The following is a 15,026-nucleotide window of genomic DNA, read 5'->3' on the forward strand; positions in this document are numbered from 1 at the left end:
CGTACACCCTCCCACGCGTCCCGGGCCTTGTCCAGATCAGGACACCTCGGGCACCGATGCTGACGTCTTGCCTCGACGTGACAAACCCATGACTGCCACGAAGAACACCGGCACGAACACCACTGCCAGGGTTGCGCTGAGCATCCCGCCGATCACGCCAGTGCCGATCGCCTGCTGGCTGGCCGAGCTGGCACCGCTGGCGATGGCCAGCGGCACCACGCCGAGGATGAACGCCAGGGAAGTCATGACGATCGGGCGCAGTCGCAGGCGCGCAGCCTGGACCGCGGCGTCGAAAGGATCGTGGCCCTGATCGACCAGGTCTTTTGCGAACTCGATGATCAGAATGGCGTTTTTCGCGGACAAGCCGATCAGGGTGATCAGGCCGACCTTGAAGAACACGTCATTGGGCATATCTCGCAGGGTCACCGCCAGCACCGCGCCAAGCACACCCAGTGGCACCACCAGCAGCACCGCCGTGGGGATCGACCAGCTCTCGTAAAGCGCCGCGAGACACAGGAACACCACCAGCAACGACAGCACCATGAGCATCGGGGCCTGGCTGCCAGACAAGCGTTCCTGCAGCGACAGCCCGGTCCATTCAAGGCCTGCACCTGCCGGCAACTGGTCCACCAGCCGCTGGACTTCCGCCATGGCCTGGCCGGAACTGTGGCCCGGTGCCGGCTCGCCGGAGATCGACACCGCCGGGTAGCCGTTGTAGCGGGTCAGTTGCACCGGGCCGCTGACCCAGCGGGCCTGCACGAAGGCGCCCAGGGGCACCATCTTGCCGGCGCTGTTGCGCACGTGGATCTTCAACAGGTCTTCGACCTGGCTCCGCTGGTCGCCTTCGGCCTGGACCACCACACGCTGCATGCGTCCCTGGTTGGGAAAGTCGTTCACATAGCTGGAGCCCACGGCCGTGTCCAACACAGCGCCGATGTCGGCGAACGACACCCCCAGGGCATTGGCCTGGCGCCGGTCGATCTCCAGCTCCACCTGCGGGCTTTCAGCGAGGGCGGATTCCCGCATATTGACCAGCAGCGGGCTCTTGGCGGCGTTGGCCAGCAGTGTGTCACGGGCCGCCATCAACGCCGCGTGGCCCATACCGGCCCGGTCCTGGAGGCGAAACTCGAACCCGGTCGAGGTACCCAGCCCGTCGATCGGGGGCGGCAATACCGAGAAGGCGACCGCGTCCTTGAGCTGCGAAAACGCACCGTTGGCACGGTCGGCGATCGACTGGGCACTGTCATCGCCGCCACGCTCGGACCAGTCCTTGAGCGTGGTGAAGGCCAGTGCCGCGTTCTGCCCGCTACCCGAGAAACTGAAGCCCAGGATCATTGTAGTGTTGCCCACCCCGGGCTCGTCGGCGTTATGGGCTTCGATCTGCGCTGCCACCTGTTCAGTCCGCGCGCGGCTTGCGCCTGGCGGCAGCTGGATGTCGGTGATGGTGTAGCCCTGGTCTTCGGTGGGCAGGAAAGAGGAGGGCAGTTGGCTGAAGCCATAGCCCAGCGCCGCCACCAGCACCGCGTAGACCAGCAGGTAACGGCCGCTGCGCTTGAGTGCATGGACCACCCAGCGCTCGTAGCCATGGCTCATCCGCTCGAAGCGCCGATTGAACCAGCCGAAAAAGCCGCCGCGCTCAGCGTGTTCACCCTTGACCATCGGCTTGAGCAAGGTCGCGCAAAGGGCCGGCGTCAGGCTCAGGGCCAGGAACGCCGAGAACAGGATCGACACCGCCATCGACAGCGAGAACTGCTGGTAGATGACACCCACCGACCCTTTCATGAAGGCCATCGGCAAGAATACCGCCACCAGCACCACGGTGATGCCGATGATCGCGCCGCTGATCTGCCCCATGGCCTTGCGCGTGGCTTCCCTGGGCGGCAATCCTTCCTCGGCCATGATGCGCTCGACGTTCTCGACCACCACGATGGCGTCGTCGACCAGGATGCCGATGGCCAGCACCATGCCGAACAGCGTCAGCACGTTGACCGAGAAACCCAGTGCCAGCATGACGGCGAAGGTACCCATCAACGCCACTGGCACTACCAAGGTGGGAATCAGCGTGTAGCGTACGTTCTGCAGGAACAGGTACATCACGGCGAAGACCAGCAGCATGGCCTCCAGCAGCGTACTGATCACCTGCTGGATCGAGACCTTGACGAAGGGTGAGGTGTCGTAGGGAATGTCATGGCGCGCGCCCGCCGGGAAATAGGCCGACAGCTCATCGAGCTTGCCCTTGACCAATGTGGCGGTCTCCATGGCGTTGGCACCGGGCGATAGCTGAACGCTGAAGGCACTGGAGGCCTTGCCGTTCAGGCGCGTGCCGAACTGGTATTCCTGGCTGCCGATCTCGACGCGGGCGACATCCCCAACGGTCACGGTGGAACCATCGGGGTTGGCGCGCAGGACGATGTCGGAGAATTCCTGCGGCGTGCTCAGTTGCCCCCTGACCACCACATTGGCCGTGATCTCCTGGGTAGGCCTGCCCGGCAGGTCACCAATGCTCCCCGGCGCGACCTGGGCGTTCTGCGCGGCGATGGCCTCGGACACATCGTTGGGCGTCAGGTTGAAGCCGATCAGCTTCTGTGGGTCGATCCAGATGCGCATGGCCCGCTCCGAGCCATACAGCTGCGCCTTTCCCACGCCCTTGAGGCGGCGGATCTCGTTCATGACGTTGCGCGCGAGAAAATCGCTCAGGGCGGTTTCATCGAGGCTGTCGTCCTCGGCGGTAAGGGTCACCAGCATCAGGAAACCAGTGGAGACTTTCTCGACCTGCAGGCCCTGCTGGGTCACCGGCCGAGGAAGGCGCGACTCGACCACCTTGAGGCGGTTCTGCACGTCGACCTGGGCAAGGTCGGGGTGGGTGCCTGGCTCGAAGGTGGCGGTGATGGTGGCGCTGCCCAGGCTGCTCTGGGATTCGAAGTACAGCAGGTTGTCCGCGCCGTTGAGCTCCTGCTCGACCAGGCTGACTACGCTTTCGTCCATGGTCGCCGCCGAGGCGCCCGGGTAGACCGCGTAGATCTCGACCTGCGGCGGAGCGACATTGGGGTATTGGGCGACCGGCAACTGCGGGATCGCCAGGGCGCCGGCCAGCAGGATGAACAGCGCCACCACCCAGGCAAAAACCGGACGGTCAATGAAGAAATGCGGCATGACTCAGGCCCTCACTGGCCGGTGTGCTTGACGATCGGATTGTCCTGGACGGCGTCTACCCACACCTGGTCCCCGGCCTTGACGTGCTGCAGGCCTTCGATCACCACCCGCTCGCCCGGGGCCAGGCCCTCGCTGACGATCCAGCGGTCGCCCTGAACGCTGCCCAGCCGCACCTGGCGCTCGGTGACCTTTTGCTGCTCGTCGACCAGCAGCACCTTGGGCATGCCGGCGCTGTCACGCAGGATGGCCCGCTGCGGCACGCTGATCCCTTGTGGCTGTACCGCCTGCTCCAGCCGGACACGCACAAAGCTGCCCGGCAACAGATCGAGGTCCGGGTTCGGGAATTCGCTGCGCAGGGTGATCTGGCCGGTGCCCGGGTCGACGCTGATGTCGGAGAACAGCAGCTTGCCCGGCAATGGATAGGGCGTGCCATCGTCCTGGATCAGCGTTGCCTGGGCCTGGTCCTGGCCCACCTGCTGCAGCTCGCCAGCACGCAGGGCGCGGCGCAGGGCATTGAGCTCGCGCGTAGACTGGGTCACGTCGGCGTGGATCGGATCGAGCTGCTGGATGGTCGCCAGCTCGGTGCTTTCGTTCTGTCCGACCAGCGCGCCTTCGGTCACCTGCGCGCGGCCGATGCGCCCTGAAATCGGCGCCGTGACCGTCGCGTAGCCCAGGTTCAGCCGGGCGCGGTCCAGGGCGGCCCTGGCCGAAGCGACCTCGGCGTCTGCCTGGAGAAACGCGGCGCGGGCGTTGTCGTGCTCCTGGCGGCTGACGGCGTTGATCGCGATCAACTCCCGATAGCGCTGATCCTGCAGGCGCGCCTGGAAGCGCATGGCGTCGGCCTTGGCCAGTGCCGCGCGGGCACTGTCGTGGTCGGCCTGGAAGGGTGCGGGATCGATCAGAAACAGCACATCGCCCTGCTTGACGTCACTGCCCTCGCGGTACACCCGCTTTAGCACCACCCCGGCCACCCGGGCACGGACCTGCGCCGTACGCGGCGCCAGGATGCGCCCGCTGAGCTCGGTGCTGATCGCCAGAGCCTGCTCGCGCACCGTCTCGACGCTGACCCGAGGAGGCGGCGTGTTGTCGTCGGGGACCGCAGTGTTATCGCAGCCGGCCAGGCCCAGGCTGAGGAGCAGGAGTAGCGCCACAGGGCGCAGACGAAATGGAATGATGAGTGACATGCGGATCTTCCGGAAATGACCGGCCGTATGCTAAGTCACCGGATGCCGAAAGAGTTGTTAATGCCTGTAGGTAATGTATGAAAATATGTGAGGGAAAACCCTGATTATCTGTAGGGATTGTTACCATGCCTGAACTTCCCATCTCGTCAGGCACAGAGCCTACGCTCCGGGTGTGCTTGACTTGCCACAAGCGGCTGGGCTAAGTTCCTCGCCATGAACGCATTCCCGCAGCCTTACGCCGCCAGCATTATTATTACCGCCATTATCGGATTGGCGGGTTAGCGCGTAGCTGCACCGAACCCGCCCTGGAGGCGGGTTTTTTCTTTCCGACTCCTGGGCAAGCTGAAAACAACCAGGAGTCATCGATGACCAGCCTCGCCGTCAGCCCTCGCGCCACCAGCCCCCAGCAATTGCTCACCGAGCAGGTGCGGCGCATCCTTGCAGCGCCGGTCTATGACCTCGCCATCGAGACCCCGCTGCAAGCGGCGCCAGCGTTGTCGGTGTCGTTGGGCAACCAGGTGCTGCTCAAGCGCGAAGACCTGCAGCCGACCTTTTCCTTCAAGATCCGCGGTGCCTATACCCGCCTGGCGAGGCTCAGCCGCGAGCAGCGTGAGCGCGGGGTGATCACCGCCTCGGCGGGCAACCACGCCCAGGGCGTGGCCATGGCAGCGGCCAAGCTGGGAATGCGGGCAACCATCGTCATGCCGACCACCACGCCCGGGCTCAAGGTCGAGGGCGTGCGTTCGCGGGGTGGCCAGGTGGTGCTGCACGGCGACAGCTTTCCCCACGCCCTGGCCCACGCGCTGAAACTGGCCGACAGCCACGGTGCGACCTTCGTGCCGCCCTTCGATGACCCGGATGTGATCGCAGGACAGGGCACGGTGGCCATGGAGATCCTGCGCCAACACCCGGGGCCGCTGGACGCCATCTTCGTGCCGGTGGGCGGCGGCGGGCTGATCGCCGGCATCGCTGCCTACGTCAAGTACCTGCGCCCCGAGGTCAAGGTCATCGGCGTCGAGCCGCACGATGCCAACTGCCTGCAAGCGGCCATGGCCGCTGGCGAGCGGGTGATCCTGCCGCAGGTCGGCACCTTTGCCGACGGCGTGGCAGTTGCCCAGGTCGGCGCCCACTGCTTCGAGCTGTGCCGGCACTTCGTGGATGAAGTGATCACCGTCGGCAACGATGAGCTGTGCGCCGCGATCAAGGACATCTACGACGACACGCGCTCGATCACCGAGCCCTCTGGGGCCCTGGCGGTGGCCGGGATCAAGAAATACGTGGCCCGCGAGGGTATCTCGGGCCAGACACTGGTCGCCATCGACTCAGGTGCCAACGTCAACTTCGACCGCCTGCGTCATGTGGCCGAGCGGGCCGAAGTGGGCGAGCAGCGCGAAGCGATCATCGCCGTCACCATCCCTGAACAACCGGGGAGTTTTCTGGCGTTCTGCCATGCGCTGGGCAAGCGCCAGATCACCGAGTTCAACTACCGCTACCATGCGGGCAAGGAAGCGCGGCTTTTCGTCGGCGTGCAGACCCATCCGTTGAACGATCCCCGCGAACAGCTGCTGGCCGGCCTGGCGGAGCAGGGCTACCAGGTTCTCGACCTGACCGACAACGAATTGGCCAAGCTGCATGTGCGTCATACCGTGGGCGGGCATGCCGCGCCGGGCGCCCAGGAGCGCGTGCTGCGCTTCGAGTTTCCCGAGCGGCCTGGGGCCCTGATGGGTTTTCTGGAACGCCTGGGCAAGCGCTGGAATATCAGCCTGTTCCACTACCGCAACCATGGTGCTGCCGAGGCGCGGGTGTTCGCTGCACTGGAAGTGCCGCACGATGAGCTGGCGAACCTGCCCCAGGCGCTGGATGAAATGGGCTATCGGTACTGGGACGAGACGGATAACCCGGCTTACCGGTTGTTTCTTGGATAGGCCTGACGGCGCCAGCCCTTTGAGCGCAGCGACCCTTGGTCGCCGCGCATCGCACTTTTTCGGACTTTGCAGCTCTATGCACTGCTGCGCCGTGCCGACCCCCGTCACGGTCGTTGAACCCAGAACCGGTGCCGATGGTTGTTTCGTCTTCAAGAATGTTCTCTCGAGCTTGCCGCGGGCCGTTGTGCGTGGCCCTTGTCCTGTGCCTGAGCGCCTGCACCCAGGAGCAGGGCCGCGACATCGTCAACCAGTTCGGCGAGGGCAACCCCCGCGAGCTGTTCCAGACCAGCGTCGACCGCATGGCGACCCTGGAGATGCGCGACAACCTGCAAAGCCTCTACCTGCTGATGAACAAGCTGTACCTGCGCAATCCCACCCAGTGGAAGCAGTCGGGCTTTGTCGATGCCGCCGCCGCGGAACGGCAGATCCGCCAGGCCATCGAGCAGCGCCAGCCCTTGGCGCAGTTGGGCGATCGACGTGACCTGGCGGCACTGAGCCATGCCTTGAGCCCGGAATTCCGCGGTGACCGCGTGGGCGCATTCATCTACGCCATCGGCAGCATGCTGGTGACGGCCCACGGTGGCCGCACCGAATTCTTCATGACCGATGCCATCGACCCGCTGTTCGTCAACAACGCCGCGCGCAACATCGAAAAGGCGACGTGGATGCTCAGCCAGCGGCAGGACGCCAATGGCGTACTGCTGCTGTTTTCCAACGAGATCTCGGAAGAGGGCAGCAACCTGAGCTTCGCGGTGGAGTTCGGCAAGATCGTTGCGCGGCTGGACTTGCTCGCGCAGATGCTCGATGAACGCTACCGGCGTATCGGCCTCAACTATGCGCAGAGCCTGTTGTTGATGAACTTCCTTCCTGTGCAGTGAAGCCTGTGTGGCAATAGCCTCTGCTTCAGCTGGCGGGGGATGCAATCCCTGGAGGCAGCGCCGACAGCTTGCCCTGCAACAATGCGTCGATCGCCTGTCGGTAACGTTGGCCGCCCAGGCTCATGCTGTTGTTGTGACTGGCCCCGGGCACCAGCAGCAGCGCCTTGGGTTGATGTGCGGCCTCGAACAACTGCTCGCTGAAGCGAGACGGGACGTAGCGGTCATCCAGGCCATGGACTACCAGCAACGGCATGTCGATGGCGCCGATCTTGTCGATGGAGTCGAACTTCTGAGACAGCAGCCAGCGGATCGGCAGGCTGGTGTCGGCCACCGCTGCCGCCACATCTCCCAATGACGTGAAGGTCGACTCGAGAATCAGCCCTCGCGCGGGAATCGCCTGGCCGTCTTTCCCGGCCTGGCGCGCCAGCTCGGCGGCCAGCTCCACTGCCACGGCGCCGCCCAGCGAATGCCCATAGATCAGGCGCTTGCTGGGGTCGGGCTGGAGCTGGCTGAAACGCTCCCAGGCGATCTGCGCATCTTCATAGACGGTGGTCTCGGACGGCAGGTCGCCGCGGCTCTGGCCAAAGCCGCGGTAGTCGACCGCCAGTACCGAGAAGCCCATTGCGTGCAGCTGCTCGATGCGGAACAGCTGACCGGTGAGGTTCCAGCGTACGCCGTGCAAGTAGAGCACGGCCGGTGCATTGGCGCGCTGGGCGGGCCACCACCACGCGTGCAGGCTCTGGTCGTCCTTGAAGCTCCGCGCACGCAGGTCGAGCTCCTGGACAGTACTGGGCAAGCCGCGATACCAGCTGGCGTCGCCAGGCTCTATACGGAACACCAGTTCGCGCTCCTTGTGCTGCAGCACCCCGCAACCGGCGGGCAGGCCGACGATCAGTGCCGCCATGCACAGGATGGAAAACCAGCGCCGCTGGAGGCGGCCGAAAAGCGATGCAGACATGGACGCAGTGACCTCGAAGATATCGGCGGGTTGTAACAGATGAGTCCATGCAGCTGTAGGAAAATCCTCTCAGTGGTCCTGCCAGAGGTTTGCAAGCTGTGTCTAAGCGTGCGGTCGTCCGATATTCGCCCGCTCTTTGTCGGAAGTCATTGCTGCCATGTGTCGTTCTTGCGTAATGTGGCAGCAAGGTGCCCGCCATCGACTGCCCCTGTATCCCGATGGCGCACTTGCTTGACGACCGTGAACGACCGCCCGCACCCGCCTTGCGGGTAGCCAGCGGCGACGAGAACAATAACGACATCGAGTGCCATGCCCATGCAAAGCTACCTGCTGAGCGAGCGCAGTAGCGTGTTTCATCACGCCGACCCGTATGCGGTGTCCGATTACGTGAACCAGCATGTCGGCCAGCACTGCATTGGCCTGGCGCCGACCACTCACCCCCTGGCCAGTCTCAATCACCGCAAGTTCGCTGAGCTCGACCTGTGCCGTATCAGCTATGGCGGCAGCGTGCGGGTGACGTCTCCCGCGCTGGAAACCAACTATCACCTGCAGATACTGCTCAACGGCAATTGCCTGTGGCGTGGTCACCAGCGCGAGCACCACCTGGTGCCTGGCGAGCTGCTGCTGATCAATCCGGACGATCCGGTCGACCTGACCTATTCCCAGGATTGCGAGAAATTCATCCTCAAGGTGCCGGCCCGCCTGATCGAATCGATCTGCGACGAGCAGCGCTGGCAACGGCCGGCCGACGGCGTGCGCTTCTTGCGCAACCACTACCGCCTGGAGGAGCTGGAGGGCTTCGTCAACCTGCTGGCGATGGTCTGTCACGAGGCAGAGTTCGGCGATTCATTGCCGCGGGTGCAGGGTCACTACAGCCAGATCGTCGGCAGCAAGCTGCTGACGCTGATGAGCTGCAACGTGCGCCGCGAATGCCTTGATGCCCCTTCGGTCGGCCTGGAGCGGATCCTCGACTACATCGAGCGCAATCTCAAGCTGGAACTGTCCAGCGAGTCCCTGGCCGAGCAGGCCTGCATGAGCCTGCGTTCACTGTACGGCCTGTTCGACCGGCATCTGGGAACGACGCCCCGGCAGTACATCCGCCAGCTTCGGCTGGAGCGTGTCCACGCCTGTCTCAGCGATGCGAGCTGTCCGGTGCGAAGCCTCACCGAACTGGCGCTGGACCATGGCTTCCTGCACTTGGGAAGGTTCTCCGACAGCTACCGGCAGCAGTTCGGCGAGTTGCCGTCCGAAACCCTCAAGCGGCGGGGCTGAACACTGATCCGGTGCTACATTTCCTCTGCCATTCCCAATGGATGCAGTGCCCGGAACCCCTGTGCTTCTTCCACCAACCAGTCATGTACCGCCCGCGCGCCTGGCTGATTCAGGCCGCCCGGCAGATACAGCAACACATACCGCTTGTGATTCGGGATAGGCACGCCGAAAGGAATGATCAGCGCGCCGCGCTCCAGCTCGTCATTGAGCAGCGTGCGCCGGGCAATGGCCACCCCGATGCCGGCAATCGCCGCCTCGATGGTCAGGTGGTTGCGGTTGAACGTATGGCCCCGGCGCACGTCCTGACCTCCGGCGCCTATTCCATCCAGGTAGAACTCCCATTCGGCGTATTCCGAACTGCCGCGCCAGGCGGTGACGTCGTGGAGCAACGGATAGTGCACAAGGTCCGCCGGCCCGTGCAGGGGCGGGCGGCCCCGCAGCAGGGCCGGTGAGCACACCGGGAAGATCTGTTCGTCCAGCAAGGGTGTCGAAAGCATGCCCGGATAGCTGCCGTCGTTGAGGTCGACCGCCAGGTCGAAATCACCAGGATCGAGGGCCTGGTTGCTGTCTTCGGCAACCAGGCTCAGCTGGATATCCGGATAGCGCTGCTGCAGGCGCGGCAGGCGTGGTGTCAGCCACTTCGCCAAGAAGGAAGGAATCGAGCGCAGCCGTACGGTGCCACGGATTTCACCTGCGTCCAGCCGGCGCAGTTCGGCATCGATACTGCCGTAGGCCTCACTGACGGTCTGCGCCAGGCGCTGGCCTTCGGCGCTCAGTTCCACGCCGCGGGCGCGGCGCAGGAACAGCCGGAAACCCAGGCGCTCCTCCAGCTGGCGAATCTGCTGGCTTACCGCTCCAGGAGTGATGTGCAGTTCCTCTGCGCTGCGGGTAAACGACAGGTGCCGCGCCGCACAGGAGAACACGTGCAGCCACACATACATCTGCCCATTTATTTGCCGTCGCATCGTTTAGTCCTGCTAAAGGCTTGCTTAGAAAGTTTCGTTGGTCAATGTGACCGTCTGGCGTCAGTATCTTCCATAAAGATGGACTCCTTCAACTGAAGGAACGTGCCGTAACGATCACACCGCCAGCGAGGTATTAGCATGGCTATCAGCGTATTTGATCTTTTCAAGATCGGCATCGGCCCTTCCAGTTCCCACACGGTGGGCCCCATGCGCGCCGCCGCGACATTCGCGCAGGTGCTGCGCGAACAAGGACTGCTGGCACGGGTACAGCGCGTAGAAGTGCGGCTCTATGGCTCGCTGTCGGCTACCGGCGTCGGCCATGCCACCGACCGTGCCTGCCTGCTGGGCCTGATGGGGCAGTGGCCTGACCGCATCGATCCGCAGACCATTGCCTCGCGCATCGACCAGGTCATGGCCGAACACTGCCTGATCCTCGACGGCAGCCAGCCGATCGATTTCGATTACCCACGCGACATGCTGCTGCTCGACGAGAGCCTGCCTTACCACCCCAACGCGATGAGCCTCGAGGCCCTGGACGAGCAGGGCGCGGGCCTGTTGCTGCAGACCTACTACTCAGTGGGCGGCGGCTTCATCGTCGAGGCGGCGCAGTTGAGCGAGGCCGGCGATCAGGTTGACGCGGTCACGCTGCCGTATGATTTTTCAAGCGGGGCCGAGTTGCTTGCCCTGTGCAAGGCCCATGGCCTGAGCGTGGGCCAGCTGATGATGGCCAACGAGTGCGCCTGGCGTCCCGAAGCCGAAGTGCGCAGCGGTATTCTTAAGCTGTGGGCGGCCATGCGCGAGTGCGTGGACAACGGTTTGCGCAACGAGGGGATTCTGCCTGGCGGGCTCCACGTCAAGCGCCGTGCGGCCAAGCTGCACCGAAGTCTGCAGGAGCTGGGCAAGCCGAACGTAATTGGCTCGACCCTGAGCGCCATGGAATGGGTCAACCTGTTCGCGCTGGCAGTCAACGAGGAAAACGCCGCAGGCGGGCGCATGGTCACGGCGCCGACCAATGGCGCGGCGGGGATCATTCCGGCGGTGTTGCACTACTACATGAAGTTCAGTCCCGAGGCCTGTGATGACGACGTGGTCATGTTCCTGCTCAGCGCAGCCGCGGTTGGCATCCTGTGCAAGAAAAACGCGTCGATCTCTGGCGCCGAGGTCGGCTGCCAGGGCGAAGTCGGCTCTGCCTGCGCCATGGCCGCCGCAGGGCTTGCCCAAGTGCTGGGCGCTACGGCGCCGCAGCTCGAAAACGCCGCCGAAATCGCCTTGGAGCACAATCTTGGCCTGACCTGCGATCCAGTAGGCGGCCTGGTGCAGATACCGTGCATCGAGCGCAACGCAATCGCAGCGGTCAAGGCCATCAACGCCGTGCAGATGGCGCTGCGCGGGGATGGTGAGCACTTCATCTCCCTCGACCGGGTGATCCGCACCATGCGCGACACCGGCGCCGACATGCACGCCAACTACAAGGAAACCTCGCGCGGCGGTCTTGCGGTGGCATTCGTAGAATGTTGATCCGCTTTTCCAGAAGCGCCTGACTTACAGCTACGGCCCGCCTTCAGCGGGCCTTTGCTTTCAACGCGACAAAGCTTTTGCGCATATCGCTGGCCCAGCCATCAAGCACCGGCTTCACATCCTCCAGGGTCAACTGCTGCTTCTCATTCTCCAGCTCCTTGCCGCTGCCCTTGCGGACCACCTGGGCCAGTACCTTCTGAGTAGCACCATCAAGGAAGGCTGCCTCCACCGCGATGTCCACGGCCTGGTCGCGGCCGCCCGCTGCAGTGTTGACCGCCGCCGCGACCAGCGCGATGGGGATCACCTCATAGGGCTTGAGCCCCTCGGTGTGGGTCGCCACGGCAGTGATGGCCGGGCGCACGACGATGGTTTGCGGGCCGGGCCCCTTGGCGAGGGTCATCACGCTGCCCATCTCCCGCCGCAGCGCGTCGTTGAAGTAGCGTGTGATCGCCTGCAAGGTCCCTGCGGAGATCACCGCAGTGGGTTGCGGCCGGGGGTAGAACTGGCTGGGCTCGATGAACACCTGGCTATAGTTCGCAGCCTTGAGGTCGGGGTCGATCCAGCGCATCACCGGCACACCGCTCATGCTCTGCGCCGGTTGCAGGCGGCTGTAGTCCTTGAGAAACCCGGAATACTCACTCGGATCGACACGGTTGCTGGAGCACGCCGCGAGGGCGAGCAGAGTGGAACCCAGCAGAACGGAGCGCATAAGTGGTTTCATGATCGGTTCCTGCGGAGATAGGGGCTCAGTCAACGCTAGCAGGTGCCCGGTACTTGGCCAGTACCGGTCATGCCAGTATTTGATCGGCAGAAAAATGACGTTTTTAGGAGGCCTTCTGCCATGTTGTAAAGAAAACGGTCAGTCGTCGGCTTTTTGACTTTCCGCCTTAGCGAAGCGTCGAATCCCCTCCTACAACTAGGGGGTGGCAAATTGCCTTAGTGGATCCGATTGCCGTTACCTTAGGGAAGGCCAGGCGCATGAACACGTACCGTTCCGATATCGATGGATTGCGCGCGGTGGCGGTCATCGCCGTCTTCGTGCATCACCTGAGCTCCACGCTGCTGCCCGGCGGTTTTATCGGCGTAGACATCTTCTTTGTCATCTCGGGTTTCCTGATCACTTCCCAAGTGTTCGCGCAAGTGCGGGAAGGGCGGTTCTCACTCCGCCAGTTCTACCAACGGCGCATCAACCGCATCGCGCCTGCGCTGGTCACGGTATTGCTGGCCTGCGTGGTGGTGGGCGCCGTGCTGCTGTCGCCGGTCGACCTCATGCGCCTCGATGCCAGTGCTCTCTATTCACTGCTCGGGGTGTCGAACATCTATATCTGGCTCAAGTACGGCAACTACTTTGCTGCTGATGCGAGCGAGGCGCCACTGCTGCATACCTGGTCACTGGGGATCGAGGAACAGTTCTACGTGATCTGGCCGCTGCTGGTGCTACTGGTGTACCGGATGGCGCCACGCCATCTTCTGCTCACCCTGGGCATGGGCGTGCTGATCGCCGTGGGGCTTTCGCAGTACGCGACCGGTGTCTTTGCCACTGCATCCTACTACTTGCTGCCGACGCGCTTTTTCGAGCTCATGCTGGGAGGGTGGCTGGGCATCTACCTGCAACAGCCGCGGTCCGTCGGCCGCGTCAAAGCCTTGGGCTGCGCCGCCCTGGGCTATCTGCTGATCGGTCAGTCGCTAGTGCTGCTCGACGGTAACGAGCCGTTCCCAGGCCTCAATGCGCTATGGCCGTGCCTGGGCGCGGCTCTGCTGATCTACGCAGGGGCCGGCGACTGCCGGTCTCCGCTGCTGAGCAGCCGGCCGATGGTATTCGTCGGGCTGATTTCCTATTCGCTCTACCTGTGGCATTGGCCGTTGATTGCCTATCTCAACTACCTGGAAATACCGATCACCTTCGTCGTTGCGTGCGCTGTGGTGGCGGTAGGGATCGCGCTGGCCTGGCTCTGCTGGCGCTACGTCGAGTTGCCGTTCAGGCGCAGTGGCGTGCGGTTGAGTTTTGCCCGCGTGCTGACCCAGCGTTTTGCCGTGCCGGTGGCAGGCCTGGCGCTGCTGGCGGGGCTGACCCAGCAGTTGGAGGGGTTTCCGCAGCGCTTCAGCCCCAAGGTCGAGCGCCTCGAAGCCATGACCCTGGACAAGCCCGCTGACATCCGCCACGGCTGCCATGTCGCCAATGCCCTGTACGGCACCGAGCCGAACAGTGATTGCCGCATAGGTGCTGAAAAGCAAGTACTCGATGGCATCCTCGTAGGCGACTCGTTCGCCAACCATTTCACTGGCATGGTCGATATCCTCGCGCGCCCCGACAACATCAGCCTGATGGACTACACCATCGACTATTGCCTGCCCGTACTGGGCTACACCGGCGGAATGCCCCCGGTGTACGCCGATCACTGTGCGGCCCGCAATGAAAAGGTCTACGACCTGATCGAGCACAACCATTATCGCTATGTAGTGCTGGCGGGCAGCTGGCCGCGAGACGAAGCCGCCGAAGGCATGATCGAGGCGAGTATCCGCCGGGCGGTCGAGCACAGCGGGCAGGTGATCGTCATTCTCAAGAACCAGCCCATCGACAAAGCTGCCACCTGCCCGATCCGCCGCGTCATGTTCGACCCCGACCGTGCCTGCGACACCTCGGAGAGCAGCCGGCCGCGCTACTGGGCGCAAATCAGGGACAAGTTCCCGCAGGTGCATTTCATCGATCCCAACCAGGTCATCTGCCCCGACCATCGCTGCAGCCCGCTGATTGGCGGCAAGCTGTTGTACCTGGACAACGCGCATCTCAATGAAGTCGGGTCACGGTACATCGGCCAGACATTGCTGGAGCGTGGGTATTCGTTGCTGAGGGATCCAGCGGGACGGTCATGAAACAGGTGGCATGAGAAGGGCCGACGGTGCTTGCGGCTTTGGACTACAGGAAAAGCCGACCCGTCCGCTTACGGCAACCGGCAGATGTCTGCAAGAATGTACCCGTTACGGGTATATTCGATAGGCGACGCGGCATGATCGTATTCAAGACTCGCAGGTTTGCGAAAGGGCAAATGTTGGAAAATCTGTCAGACGCTGTGTTGTGCGAGGCGGTGGGGGAGATGCAAGCAGGTTTGATCGATGCCCTGCGGGCGGGTTTACTTATGGAGGTATGCTGTGACCAGCAAAATCATTGAATC

Annotated in this window: 11 protein-coding genes; 6 read left to right on the forward strand and 5 right to left on the reverse strand. The window is 63.6% G+C overall.

What is annotated here, in order from left to right; genetic code table 11:
• Positions 1–36: 36 nt before the first annotated feature.
• Together AC0ZZU_RS18280 and AC0ZZU_RS18285 are read right to left on the reverse strand one after the other, a co-directional pair.
• A complete protein-coding gene (locus tag AC0ZZU_RS18280; protein WP_476342555.1) occupies positions 37–3,153 on the reverse strand; it encodes a multidrug efflux RND transporter permease subunit in 3,117 nt (1,038 codons plus the stop codon).
• 11 nt (positions 3,154–3,164) lie between these two features.
• Positions 3,165–4,337, reverse strand: a complete 1,173-nt coding sequence (locus tag AC0ZZU_RS18285; RefSeq protein WP_476342557.1) for an efflux RND transporter periplasmic adaptor subunit — start codon at positions 4,335–4,337, stop codon at positions 3,165–3,167.
• Positions 4,338–4,702: 365 nt separating this feature from the next.
• Between AC0ZZU_RS18285 and ilvA the strand changes: the two genes are divergently transcribed.
• The gene (gene ilvA / locus AC0ZZU_RS18290; RefSeq protein ID WP_476342558.1) at positions 4,703–6,262 is read left to right on the forward strand and encodes a threonine ammonia-lyase, biosynthetic; all 1,560 of its coding nucleotides are present in this window, start codon (positions 4,703–4,705) and stop codon (positions 6,260–6,262) included.
• A gap of 155 nt (positions 6,263–6,417) precedes the next feature.
• Positions 6,418–7,140 carry a hypothetical protein gene (locus AC0ZZU_RS18295; protein ID WP_476342559.1) on the forward strand — a complete coding sequence of 241 codons (723 nt, stop codon included), beginning with the start codon at positions 6,418–6,420 and terminating at the stop codon, positions 7,138–7,140.
• Between the two features lie 25 nt (positions 7,141–7,165).
• On the opposite strand, the gene AC0ZZU_RS18300 is transcribed toward AC0ZZU_RS18295, so the two are convergent.
• The gene (locus AC0ZZU_RS18300) at positions 7,166–8,098 is read right to left on the reverse strand and encodes an alpha/beta hydrolase (protein ID WP_476342560.1); all 933 of its coding nucleotides are present in this window, start codon (positions 8,096–8,098) and stop codon (positions 7,166–7,168) included.
• 315 nt (positions 8,099–8,413) lie between these two features.
• Between AC0ZZU_RS18300 and AC0ZZU_RS18305 the strand changes: the two genes are divergently transcribed.
• Positions 8,414–9,370, forward strand: coding sequence for an AraC family transcriptional regulator (locus AC0ZZU_RS18305; protein ID WP_476342562.1), 957 nt, complete (start codon positions 8,414–8,416; stop codon positions 9,368–9,370).
• A gap of 14 nt (positions 9,371–9,384) precedes the next feature.
• Here AC0ZZU_RS18305 and AC0ZZU_RS18310 read toward each other — a convergent pair whose 3' ends face one another.
• Positions 9,385–10,335, reverse strand: a complete 951-nt coding sequence (locus AC0ZZU_RS18310; RefSeq protein ID WP_476342563.1) for a LysR substrate-binding domain-containing protein — start codon at positions 10,333–10,335, stop codon at positions 9,385–9,387.
• Positions 10,336–10,473: 138 nt separating this feature from the next.
• Here AC0ZZU_RS18310 and AC0ZZU_RS18315 point away from each other — a divergent pair, with 138 nt between their 5' ends.
• The gene (locus AC0ZZU_RS18315; RefSeq protein ID WP_476342565.1) at positions 10,474–11,853 is read left to right on the forward strand and encodes an L-serine ammonia-lyase; all 1,380 of its coding nucleotides are present in this window, start codon (positions 10,474–10,476) and stop codon (positions 11,851–11,853) included.
• Positions 11,854–11,896: 43 nt separating this feature from the next.
• Here AC0ZZU_RS18315 and AC0ZZU_RS18320 read toward each other — a convergent pair whose 3' ends face one another.
• Positions 11,897–12,574 carry a DUF3313 domain-containing protein gene (locus AC0ZZU_RS18320; RefSeq protein WP_476342567.1) on the reverse strand — a complete coding sequence of 226 codons (678 nt, stop codon included), beginning with the start codon at positions 12,572–12,574 and terminating at the stop codon, positions 11,897–11,899.
• A 257-nt stretch (positions 12,575–12,831) separates the two neighbouring features.
• Between AC0ZZU_RS18320 and AC0ZZU_RS18325 the strand changes: the two genes are divergently transcribed.
• The gene (locus tag AC0ZZU_RS18325) at positions 12,832–14,727 is read left to right on the forward strand and encodes an acyltransferase family protein (RefSeq protein ID WP_476342568.1); all 1,896 of its coding nucleotides are present in this window, start codon (positions 12,832–12,834) and stop codon (positions 14,725–14,727) included.
• A gap of 134 nt (positions 14,728–14,861) precedes the next feature.
• Positions 14,862–15,023, forward strand: a complete 162-nt coding sequence (locus AC0ZZU_RS18330) for a type II toxin-antitoxin system RelE/ParE family toxin (RefSeq protein ID WP_476342570.1) — start codon at positions 14,862–14,864, stop codon at positions 15,021–15,023.
• Positions 15,024–15,026 lie beyond the last annotated feature (3 nt).

It is taken from the genome of Pseudomonas sp. JE3303, from assembly GCF_056312565.1.

Bases quoted from the DNA above. Each gene is read 5' to 3' on its own strand.
- AC0ZZU_RS18280 (WP_476342555.1), bottom strand. From the start codon at position 3,153: ATGCCGCATTTCTTCATTGACCGTCCGGTTTTTGCCTGGGTGGTGGCG.
- AC0ZZU_RS18285 (WP_476342557.1), bottom strand. From the start codon at position 4,337: ATGTCACTCATCATTCCATTTCGTCTGCGCCCTGTGGCGCTACTCCTG.
- ilvA (WP_476342558.1), top strand. From the start codon at position 4,703: ATGACCAGCCTCGCCGTCAGCCCTCGCGCCACCAGCCCCCAGCAATTG.
- AC0ZZU_RS18295 (WP_476342559.1), top strand. From the start codon at position 6,418: ATGTTCTCTCGAGCTTGCCGCGGGCCGTTGTGCGTGGCCCTTGTCCTG.
- AC0ZZU_RS18300 (WP_476342560.1), bottom strand. From the start codon at position 8,098: ATGTCTGCATCGCTTTTCGGCCGCCTCCAGCGGCGCTGGTTTTCCATC.
- AC0ZZU_RS18305 (WP_476342562.1), top strand. From the start codon at position 8,414: ATGCAAAGCTACCTGCTGAGCGAGCGCAGTAGCGTGTTTCATCACGCC.
- AC0ZZU_RS18310 (WP_476342563.1), bottom strand. From the start codon at position 10,335: ATGCGACGGCAAATAAATGGGCAGATGTATGTGTGGCTGCACGTGTTC.
- AC0ZZU_RS18315 (WP_476342565.1), top strand. From the start codon at position 10,474: ATGGCTATCAGCGTATTTGATCTTTTCAAGATCGGCATCGGCCCTTCC.
- AC0ZZU_RS18320 (WP_476342567.1), bottom strand. From the start codon at position 12,574: ATGAAACCACTTATGCGCTCCGTTCTGCTGGGTTCCACTCTGCTCGCC.
- AC0ZZU_RS18325 (WP_476342568.1), top strand. From the start codon at position 12,832: ATGAACACGTACCGTTCCGATATCGATGGATTGCGCGCGGTGGCGGTC.
- AC0ZZU_RS18330 (WP_476342570.1), top strand. From the start codon at position 14,862: ATGATCGTATTCAAGACTCGCAGGTTTGCGAAAGGGCAAATGTTGGAA.